This is a genomic window from Synechococcus sp. H60.1 (assembly GCF_047462335.1).
Lineage (GTDB): Bacteria > Cyanobacteriota > Cyanobacteriia > Thermostichales > Thermostichaceae > Thermostichus.
Genome location: NZ_JANSJA010000150.1, coordinates 1 through 9,032 on the forward strand (window position 1 = coordinate 1; position 9,032 = coordinate 9,032).

General features: G+C 61.4%; 9 protein-coding genes and 1 pseudogene. 6 read left to right on the forward strand and 4 right to left on the reverse strand.

The features are described 5' to 3' along the window. Positions 1 to 194: pseudogene (locus NW852_RS07895) on the reverse strand (hypothetical protein); the annotation flags it as partial. Positions 195 to 339: 145 nt separating this feature from the next. On the opposite strand from NW852_RS07895, the gene NW852_RS07900 reads away from it, so the two are divergent. Continuing rightward, positions 340 to 2,478, forward strand: a complete 2,139-nt coding sequence (locus NW852_RS07900) for a tetratricopeptide repeat protein (RefSeq protein ID WP_414371108.1) — start codon at positions 340 to 342, stop codon at positions 2,476 to 2,478. On the opposite strand, the gene NW852_RS07905 is transcribed toward NW852_RS07900, so the two are convergent. Further along, positions 2,458 to 2,685, reverse strand: a complete 228-nt coding sequence (locus tag NW852_RS07905; RefSeq protein ID WP_414371110.1) for a hypothetical protein — start codon at positions 2,683 to 2,685, stop codon at positions 2,458 to 2,460. The two genes, NW852_RS07900 and NW852_RS07905, sit on opposite strands and share 21 nt — an antisense overlap. Before the next feature lie 582 nt (positions 2,686 to 3,267). On the opposite strand from NW852_RS07905, the gene NW852_RS07910 reads away from it, so the two are divergent. Next, positions 3,268 to 3,582, forward strand: coding sequence for a hypothetical protein (locus NW852_RS07910; protein WP_414366086.1), 315 nt, complete (start codon positions 3,268 to 3,270; stop codon positions 3,580 to 3,582). A 23-nt stretch (positions 3,583 to 3,605) separates the two neighbouring features. Here the strand turns inward: NW852_RS07910 and recJ are convergent, their stop codons facing one another. Both recJ and NW852_RS07920 read right to left on the reverse strand, forming a co-directional pair. Then, the gene (gene recJ, locus NW852_RS07915; RefSeq protein ID WP_414426615.1) at positions 3,606 to 5,846 is read right to left on the reverse strand and encodes a single-stranded-DNA-specific exonuclease RecJ; all 2,241 of its coding nucleotides are present in this window, start codon (positions 5,844 to 5,846) and stop codon (positions 3,606 to 3,608) included. Between the two features lie 133 nt (positions 5,847 to 5,979). Beyond that, a complete protein-coding gene (locus NW852_RS07920; RefSeq protein WP_414337946.1) occupies positions 5,980 to 6,147 on the reverse strand; it encodes a hypothetical protein in 168 nt (55 codons plus the stop codon). Between the two features lie 236 nt (positions 6,148 to 6,383). On the opposite strand from NW852_RS07920, the gene NW852_RS07925 reads away from it, so the two are divergent. From NW852_RS07925 to NW852_RS07940, 4 genes are all read left to right on the forward strand, one after another. Next, positions 6,384 to 7,307, forward strand: a complete 924-nt coding sequence (locus NW852_RS07925; protein ID WP_414371114.1) for a metallophosphoesterase family protein — start codon at positions 6,384 to 6,386, stop codon at positions 7,305 to 7,307. A gap of 75 nt (positions 7,308 to 7,382) precedes the next feature. Further along, the gene (locus NW852_RS07930; protein ID WP_414414889.1) at positions 7,383 to 8,129 is read left to right on the forward strand and encodes a phosphoadenylyl-sulfate reductase; all 747 of its coding nucleotides are present in this window, start codon (positions 7,383 to 7,385) and stop codon (positions 8,127 to 8,129) included. Between the two features lie 3 nt (positions 8,130 to 8,132). After that, complete coding sequence (locus tag NW852_RS07935) at positions 8,133 to 8,444, forward strand: antibiotic biosynthesis monooxygenase family protein (RefSeq protein ID WP_414366080.1); 312 nt, start codon at positions 8,133 to 8,135, stop codon at positions 8,442 to 8,444. A 131-nt stretch (positions 8,445 to 8,575) separates the two neighbouring features. Further along, on the forward strand, positions 8,576 to 8,920 hold the full coding sequence (locus NW852_RS07940; RefSeq protein WP_414366079.1) for an ArsR/SmtB family transcription factor: 345 nt from the start codon (positions 8,576 to 8,578) through the stop codon (positions 8,918 to 8,920). The last annotated feature ends 112 nt before the right edge of the window (positions 8,921 to 9,032 follow it).

Consider the following 9,032-nt stretch of genomic DNA (forward strand, 5'->3'; position numbering starts at 1 on the left):
CCCAAGAGCAGGGCCAGCGGAACCGGTTCCGGCAACTGTCCCAGCCCCGCCCCCAGCGCTGCCAGGGCCGCCAGGCCCAGTCCCATTGCCGGCTGCCAACGGCGCAGGGATCCCCAGCGGCGATAGCGAATCGCTTCCAACAGCAAAACCACCAAGCCAATCGCTGCGGCAATCGCCAGCACTCCGCTTGCCATCTCCCCCTCCTGACCAACCCTTCCTCAACTATCGCCGATCTTGCAGTCGGGGAAGGGCAACGCCCTAAGCCGCCGAGGCGGTGGCAAAGATAAGCTGGAAAAGAGCAGCGAGGATAAGCTGGAAAAGAGCAGCGAGCCGACGTTCATGTCTTCCGGGCATTACAAGTTCGATCTCTTCCTGCGCTACCACCGGGCCCAGGCCCGTTGGGCGCGGCAGTTGGCGGAGCGGCTGGATCGGGAGGACTTCAAGGTCTGGTTTGACCGCTGGATGCTGCAGCCGGGAGACGACCGCCGGCTGGAGCTGCAACTGGCCATCGAACAATGCCGCTGGATCGGGGTGGTGGCCTCACCGGAATTTGTCGCCAATCCCTGGCCTAGAGATGAGCTCTACAGCGGCTTCTCCCACGCTCCGCCCCGACAGAACCAGCGCCTGCTGACCCTACTTCACACGCCCGCCGAGCTGCCCCGCCCCCTGGCAGAAGCGCCGCTGCTGGATTTTAGCGGCTCTGAGGAAGATCCGGTGCTGTTTGAGTACCGGGCCCGGGAGCTGATGCACTTTTTGGATCCCAGCTTTCCCACCCCTGGAGATCTGCAGCGATTTCGGCTGCAATACCACCGCCGCGAGGAACCTCCTGAAGATGAGGAAGTGCGGGGGTTCCAAGCTTTCCTACGAGCCATTCAGCTAGCCATCCTGCGCATTGCCACTGGCGAAATGCCCTCTGCCACACCGGAGGAAGGGGCACGTAAGATTGCCATTTTGCAATTTCTTCAGCGCCTGTTCCAGTGGAACAGCGCCGATATTCAATTCGATCGGGCCGAGGAGTGGCGCAAGCGGGGCAACCTAACCGAAGCCCTGGCCGCCTACGACCGCGCTTTGAATATGGATCCCAACTTTGCCCTGGCCTGGAGCCGCCGCGGCGATGTGCTGGTGCAGTTGGCCCGCTACCGCGAGGCGGTGGATAGCTACAACGGATCCCTGAGCATCAACCCCTACGACGAGGAGACGCGGCTGCGCCTGGCCCTGATTCTGGGGCGCCTGGGCCAGTACAAAGCGGCGGTGGTCAACTACGACAAGGTGCTGGAGAGCAACCCGGAGGACGCCCTGGCCTGGCACAACCGCGGCATTCGCCTCATGCAACTCAAGCGGCCCAAGCTGGCCCTCAACAGCCTGAACAAGGCGCTGCGCTACAACCCCCAACAGCCCCGCACCTGGCTGGCACGTGGGATCGTGTTGCGGCGGCTGCGGCGGCCCAGCTCGGCGGCGGCCAGCTTTGCCCGGGTTTTGAAGCTCAACCCCAGAAGTGGCCGGGTCTGGCGCTACCAAGGCAATGCCCTGTTCCACTGCCAGCGGCTGCGCTCGGCCATCGAGTGTTACAAGCGCTCGCTGCGGCTGCGCCGCCGGGATCCCATTACGCTCCATAACCTAGGGGTGGCTCTGCTGCGCCTGGGGCAATATCGGCTGGCCAGCAAAGCCCTGGAACGTGCCCTGCGCTACGACGCCGACAACCCCAAAAGCTGGTACGCCCGCGGCGTGGCCTTCCAGAAATTGGGCTACCTGAAGGAGGCTTGCATCCACTTTGAGGAGGCCCTGAAGATCCGGCCAGAGGACTTCCCGGCTCGCTATGCCCTGGCGGTGACACAGCAGGAGCTGGGGCAACACGAGGCCAGCCTGGAGCAGTTCCGGAGCTTGGTGCAGCAGCGTCCTGGCAGCTTTGCCTGCTGGTTTGGCCAGATCACCAGCTTGCGCCGCCTGGGCCGATTGGAAGAAGCCCTTGCCGCCGCCCAAGAGATGACCCGCCTCAACGAACGGGATCCCTGGGGCTGGTTTGCCTTGGGCCTGGTCTATGGCGACCTGGGGGATGCAGAGAAAGCAGCGCAAGCCTACTCGCGCGTCCTGGAGCTCACCCCAGAAGACGCGGTGGCCCTCAACAACCGCGCCTGGGAGGCCCTGAAGCTGGGGAAGTTGGAGCTGGCCCTGGCCGACGCCCAACGGGCTACGCAACTGGAGCCGCAGCGGCCCGCCTTCTGGCATACCTTGGGGTTGATCCAACTACAGGCCGGCCAGCGAGAAGCGGCCCAGGCCAGTTTGCAGCGCTGCCTGGAGCTGGATCCCCAGTTTCAACCGGCCCAGGCTGCTTTGCAGAAACTATTGCTGGGCAACCTCGCCGAGAGCCCCGCTGTTGAGGCGCCGGCAGGAACGGCACTGCTAGACCTGAAAACCCTCACTCCTCAAGAGGAGCCGCAACTGGTAGACTGTAAGCCCCTACCGGATCCCTCCGCTTAGCCCTTGTCTTTTGCCAATCCCTATAGCGCCCTGAAAGCGCAGCCGCGAGGGCCAGCCCGGACGCAGGGGATCCCCCAGCCGCTCCACCACCGCATTCTGTGCGAGCTGCTCCACCGCGAATTGGTAGGTGCGATAGGCTCCCGAAGCGCGGATCCCATCCCTGCCCCCACCAGCCCCAAGCCCAACACCGCCAGCAGATCCAGACAACCCCAGCTGCAGCAGCCCAGCGGGGCAGCACAGCCAACTTGTTGGGGACTTTCCGACATAGCCAACCGCCACCACAGAGTGCCCCCACCCTAACACAACACAAAGTTGCCGCTCATCCTGGGTGCCTTCCTGTCCCACAAAGCCCAGATAAAAGGCCAATCCAGCCTACGCCATTTGTCGGTAACAAGCGACGCTTCCCAGTTCCGTATTGCTACAGACATCTGTTTGTAGCTTCAAACAACGGCTCGGAAAATCGTGGAATCGGCCACTCTTTGGCAAGTTCAAACAACCCATTGTTGAGTCTAATCCCGCACTGCAGCGAAGATTGGATCCCTACGTATCCAATTGCTGCTCTGGCTTCGAGTTAGATGTGAAAGTCTGACGCATCGCCAATGTAGGTTTCTATCCGCATGGGATCTGAGCAAAGTCGAAGCTTATAAATCAGTGAAGGACCCTGGATCTTGGGCAGCGAAAAAGCCGGCAAAGTGCGTATATCCAATCCGCCATTCGGCGGAGCTCATTTCAAAGGGTCTTGTCGAGAATAAAACCAGCGAAAAGTCTAAATCCAAGAGCATCCACACCATGAGCGAGATCAAAAGCACGATTGTGCAGCAAATCATTCAAACTGCCATGATGACCGGTCTGCTCACCGCTGCTCAGGAACACGAGCTCAACGTGAGGCTGTTCCGAGATGAGTGCTCCGAGGCCGATCTATTTTTGCTGCGGCGCTTGCACCGCTGCCTACGTCAGGGATCCATCCGCCAGGTGCCGGGCTTGCACAACACCATAGCCGTTGGCCGCTTTGGTTCCCCCTTGCGCCTGCTGCCCGACAGAGCCGAAGATGCACAACTCCAGCCGGCAGGGTTAAGCCTGGTGCACAATCCCAAAGTTGGCTAGTGGTTGTGCCCAGTTGTCGTCTTCTACTTCGGAGGAAAAACCGCTGGCAGGGGATCCGGTTGCAGCAGCCGTTGGCAGAGTTGGGCAATCTGGGCGGCGCTGACCTCGTCCAGCCAGCGGTGAAAAGCCTGGGATTCTTGAATACGGCCCAGCAGCCGTGTCGGGATCTGCTCCGGCCCCTCCAATTCCGCCAGCCACTGCCAGGGCAAGCCGGTTACCGCCGCCAGGACATGGGGATCCCATCGGCCTGTCCGCCCCAATTCCTGGAGTTGGGCGATTTGGTGGGGGAGGCGCTCCCAGCGGTGGCCAGAAGCAGCCAGGATCAGCGTTTGCGGCTGCACCTGTTGCAGCAGTTGGGCCAAGTCTGCTGGCAGCCAGGGCCAGCGGGCCAGCAGCAGGGCTGTTTTTGTCGGCAGGAGGAAGTCTTGATCGAGAGGAAGGGCCTGCCCATCGTAGCAGAGGACTCCTTTGAGGGAATCCGGCAGGGGGCGTTGCCGGTAATCCCGGATCTGAAGACTGGGGACGAAAACGGTGGGCGCCTGCCAGTTACCAGAGGGGCGCACCGCCAGTACTTTGCCCTGCCAGGGCTGCTTGCCTTGGGCGTCGGCTTCCAACTGCAGGGCGATGTCCAAGGCCCGGCATTCTTGCCACCGCTCCAACTCTTCGCCGGCTTCCCAAAACCAGAGGGTACGGGATCCCAGCTCAAACTTCAGGTGGCGACCCTTCTGAGAAACTCCCAGCCGGACGCTACCACGGCGAACGTTCATCAGGGCTACGACGGGGTTGGGATTGCCGTGGCCAAGGGGCTGCAGGAGCTGCAACTGCCGATACACCTCGTCCAGCTCTGCCACCCTATCCCGGCCCTGAGAGGCCAACAGTTCCCAATCGATGACGATCTCCACCGCCAGGGCGCGAGCTTGCTGATCCGGGCTAACCCGCGCGGCTAGCTCCCGCCGCAAAGCCAGTTGTACGGCGGCCAGGCAAGACAGCTCTACTTGGATCCCGGCAGCCATGGGGTGTCCGCCTCCCCCCAGCAAGAGGGGACGCACGGCCTCGATGGCCTCCACTAGGTTCACCCCCGGAATCGAGCGGCCCGAGCCATAGCCCCGTCCCCTCCTCTCATCTTTGGCGATCAACACCGTGGGGCAAGCGTATTGCTCCGCCAAGCGCGCCGCGGCAATTCCCAAAACCCCTGCATTCCAGCCGCTTCCGGCCAGGACGATGGCCCGCTCCCGCGCCAGATCCAAGCTCTCCACCTGCTGGCTGACCTCTTGCAGCACCTGTTGGGTGAGCTGCCGACACTCCTCATTGAGGGCAACGAAATGCTCCACCAGCGTCTGGGCCCGCTGCGGATCGGAGGTGGTCAACAGCTCCACCGCCAGGCTGGCATCGTCCAAACGGCCAATGGCGTTCAGCTTGGGAGCAAGGCGAAAGGCGATGTCTTGGGCTGTCGGCATTCCTGAGGATTGGCCGTTGCTCACCCAATCCAAAAGAACCCGCAGCCCCGGACGCTGCGTCTTGGCCAGCCTCACCAGGCCCCGCTGCACCAGGTAGCGGCACTCCCGCTGCAACACCGCCACATCGGCCACGATCCCCACCGCCACCAGATCCAGGTGCTCTTCTACGCCCGGGATCCCTAGCGCTTGGTAGAGGGCCTCCGCCATCTTGTAGGCCACTCCCACCCCTGGCAGAAAGCGCAGCGGGTGGTCTTCTGGCAGACGCAAGGGATTGATGACAGCATAGGCAGGGGGCAAGGGATCCGGGAGGGTGTGGTGATCCGCCACGATGACATCCACCCCCTGGGCTTGGGCGGCAGCAATTTCGGCGGCATTGCCCATGCCGCAATCCACCGTCAGGAGCACTTGGCAGCCCTGAGCCAGCACCTGCTGTAGCCGCTGGGGGTTCAAGCCATGCCCTTCGCTGCTGCGCAGCGGTAGGGTGAACTGGACTCGGAAGCCCAAGGTCTGTAACGCCGAGAGCAAGAGGCTGGTGGCGGTAACGCCATCGCAGTCGAAATCTCCCCAAATGCAGAGGGTTTCTCCTTTTTCCCTGGCTTCCAGCAGCCGCGCCACCGCCCGCTCCAGATCCGGCAGGGATTCCGCTGGCGTGGGAGAATACCGATTAGGATCGACGAAGGCCCGCGCTTGTTCCCGGCTGTGCAGCCCACGCAAGGCCAACACCTTGGCTGCATACTTGCCGTATTCTCGGCTCAGCTCCGGATCAAACTGGGGTGGAGTAGACAGCAGATCCCAGCGGTATTCCATGCCAACGGGTTGGGCCGGCCCCCGGGCCGACAGGGATAAAGCTCCTTAGGAGCGTATCAAAAACTGCCCAGGGAGAGAAGCAACACGGGATCCCGGAAAGCAAAAGCCGGGGTGAGCGATCCCTGCCAACCTGCTATTGACAGCAGTGAGAGGCCACGCAGCAAGGCGAAGGGTGGGCGTGGTCATGGGTGGCACAGGCTTCGCTGCAGTAGAGTTGGCCTTCGTAGCGATAGCCTTGGCTGCTTTCGAAGCTGCAGTTGCAGTGTTCACAGGCGCAACGAACAAGGGTGGTAGCAGACATGATTTTTTCTCCTTGCTTGAACTAAGGGATCCTCTTGGCGAAGATCCGTGTCGCTACACCCTAGCAGTTGCTTGGCAGCGGCGCCGGAACAAGAATCAGACTCATTGGTCGTGATTCCAAATCGCAGCAACCGCAACTCCCCTTCGGTACCCCGGCAGAGGTTAAGAGAAGTCCATAGCCCTCTGGCTGGTTATTGACTATGATGCGGGCGTGAGGTGTGAATAAGTGCCTAGGTGATGGCGACCCAAAGGATTTGCTTTGCCCAAGTCTCAGATGTTCACCTGATGCCGGAGACGGGGTGCCGCTGCTGGTGGATGTCCGATTCCCCTCGCCACCAGTTGGAAGCTGCTGTTGCCCATCTCAACCAAGTGCCCGATCTACACTTTGTGGTGTTCACTGGCGACTTGGTGGATCAAGCCGATCCGCAGAGCTTTGAGTTGTTCCAGGAGATTCTCGCCCAACTGCGGGTGCCCTACTACCTCAGCCTCGGCAACCACGATATCGATACCTTGGGGAGGGAGGGGCGCTTCAACCGGGAGCAATTTATCCGCTGGTGCCAACGTCAATTTCCGTTGCCCCTTGCCCCCACGGGCTACGTCGATTACAGCCTTTCCCCCCTGCCCGGGATCCGCTTGATTGCCCTCGATGCCAGCCTGGGCCAGTTCCCTCTGCCCCAGGGCGTGCTGCGCCCCTCGCAACTGCACTGGTTAGGCGAACATCTACAGGCGGTGCCCGAGGAATGGCTGATCCTGCTCATCCATCAGCCTCCCTTTATCTCCCCCACCCACATGGATGCGGTTTTGTTCCGCAAGTACCGGCTCCGCAGCGAGCAAGCTGCAGCGCTGCATACCCTCTTAGCCGACCACGGGCGGGTGGTGGCGGTGTTGAGTGGACATCTGCACGTGCCGAGGGTCTATGTGCAGGACGGGATCCCCTACCTGACAGCGCCTCCTCTCGTGGGGCCGGTCTCCGCTCTGCGGGTGTTTGAGCTGGATATCAACCCACGGCGAGGGGTGTTGCGCTACCACTGGGTTCACCTGCCGGAGCCAGGTCCCAGACCTCTCTGGCATGGCCTGGTCATGGGGGTTCGTCGGGATCGCTGGGGACAAATCCCCCTGCGCGCCAAGGGAGCCCGATCCCTGCCCGCCGTTGCCCAATAGCCAAAAATCCTAAACCTTGACCGAATTAGTGTAGATTAAAAAGGCAAAGAGCCTTGGATTTGGTGTCTTTCCCCTATGACTGCAACCCTTTCTTCCTCTGGCCACTGGGAGCTGGCGGCTCAGGCGTTACGAGAGCAGTATCAGCCGCAAGTAGCTTCTCTGAGCGAGCGATTTGAGCCTCTTTCTGCAAGTGACCTGCTGGCCTGGGCCGTGGCGGAGTTTGGGGACGGGCTGGTGCTGGCCTGCAGCTTTGGGCCGGAAGATCTGGTTCTCATCGATCTGCTCACGGCCATTCGCCCTCAGGTTCGCGCCTTTTTCCTAGATACCGATTTTCACTTCCCGGAAACCCTGCAACTCCAGCAACAGGTGCTGGCGCGCTACCCCGATTTGCAACTGGAGGTTTTCAAGCCCTTGCTCACCCCGGAAGAGCAGGCAGCGCAGTATGAGCCGGAGCTGTACCGCACCAACCCTGACCTCTGCTGCAACCTCCGCAAGGTGGAACCCCTAAATCGCGCCCTGGCCAACTGCACCACCTGGATTACTGGGATGCGCCGCGAGCAGTCTTCCACCCGCGCCGATATCGGCAAGGTGCAGTGGGATGGCAAGCGCAACCGCCTCAAGCTCAACCCGCTCGCCGACTGGACAAACGGCCAAGTCTGGAAGTACATTCTCGACCACGGGATCCCTTACAATCCCCTCCACGACCGCAACTATCCCAGCATTGGCTGCATCCACTGTACGGCGCCGGTGGAGCCGGGGGAGGATCCCCGCTCCGGCCGCTGGAAGGGCACAGCCAAAACCGAGTGCGGCCTGCATACCTAGCCTATGAACCCTTCGCCTGTCCTGGAGGTGGCTCAGTTTGAAGTCACCCCCGGCTCTGAAGCTGCCTTCGAAGCTGCCATCGCGCAAGCCTTTGTCTACCTACAACAAACCGATGGCTATCGGCAGCACCAACTGCAGCGCTGTTTAGAGTACCCTCAGCAGTACCTGTTGCTGGTACAGTGGAGATCCCTGGAGGCCCATCTGGTTAACTTCCGCCAATCGGAAAACTTTGTCCGCTGGCGCGCCCTCCTCGAGCCCTACTTTGCTCGGCCACCGCAGGTGTTGCACTACCAACTGCTGCCGGGGTTGGCCTGATGAGAGGCAGTGCGAACCCAGGGTTGCGCCGGTGCTGCAGAGCAATGGCGGCCTTCCCAGCCCAGGAACAACTGGGGTGGGAGGAGTGTTTGCCGGTGGGGGCGCAAAGCTCTTGCTACCCTAGTTGAAGGATGGTTTCGTGGTTGGCCAAGGTAGAGGGGGATTTGCTGTGTGAGCAGGTACGGGAGGGATTTCACGCTCTCTCTGATCCAATTCGCCTGCGCGCACTGCAACTGTTGCGTGGGCGCGAGCTGTGCGTTTGCGATCTCTGCGAAAAGCTGCAGATAAGCCAATCCAAGCTCTCGTTTCACTTAAAGACCTTGCGAGATGCGCAGTTGGTCAACGCTCGCCAGCAGGGGCGCTGGATCTACTACAGTCTTAACCCACCTCGCTTTCAGCTCTTGCAGCATTTTTTGGATAGCCTAGGACAAGCTGCCCCCTCTGAGGCTGCCGTCCCCTGTGCGGAGGATCCCTAGATGTTTATCCTCGATTGAGGTGCGGTTTGCTTGCCCCGCGGCCCTGGCCCTGGGGGGGACGCCATAACCCCCGCTCCAGAGCCTACGGCCCGCTGACGCGAAGGAATCTCAA

Excerpts from the sequence above, each read along its gene's own strand:
- NW852_RS07900 (WP_414371108.1), top strand. The coding sequence starts at position 340 with ATGTCTTCCGGGCATTACAAGTTCGATCTCTTCCTGCGCTACCACCGG.
- NW852_RS07910 (WP_414366086.1), top strand. The coding sequence starts at position 3,268 with ATGAGCGAGATCAAAAGCACGATTGTGCAGCAAATCATTCAAACTGCC.
- recJ (WP_414426615.1), bottom strand. The coding sequence starts at position 5,846 with ATGGAATACCGCTGGGATCTGCTGTCTACTCCACCCCAGTTTGATCCG.
- NW852_RS07920 (WP_414337946.1), bottom strand. The coding sequence starts at position 6,147 with ATGTCTGCTACCACCCTTGTTCGTTGCGCCTGTGAACACTGCAACTGC.
- NW852_RS07925 (WP_414371114.1), top strand. The coding sequence starts at position 6,384 with ATGGCGACCCAAAGGATTTGCTTTGCCCAAGTCTCAGATGTTCACCTG.
- NW852_RS07930 (WP_414414889.1), top strand. The coding sequence starts at position 7,383 with ATGACTGCAACCCTTTCTTCCTCTGGCCACTGGGAGCTGGCGGCTCAG.
- NW852_RS07935 (WP_414366080.1), top strand. The coding sequence starts at position 8,133 with ATGAACCCTTCGCCTGTCCTGGAGGTGGCTCAGTTTGAAGTCACCCCC.
- NW852_RS07940 (WP_414366079.1), top strand. The coding sequence starts at position 8,576 with ATGGTTTCGTGGTTGGCCAAGGTAGAGGGGGATTTGCTGTGTGAGCAG.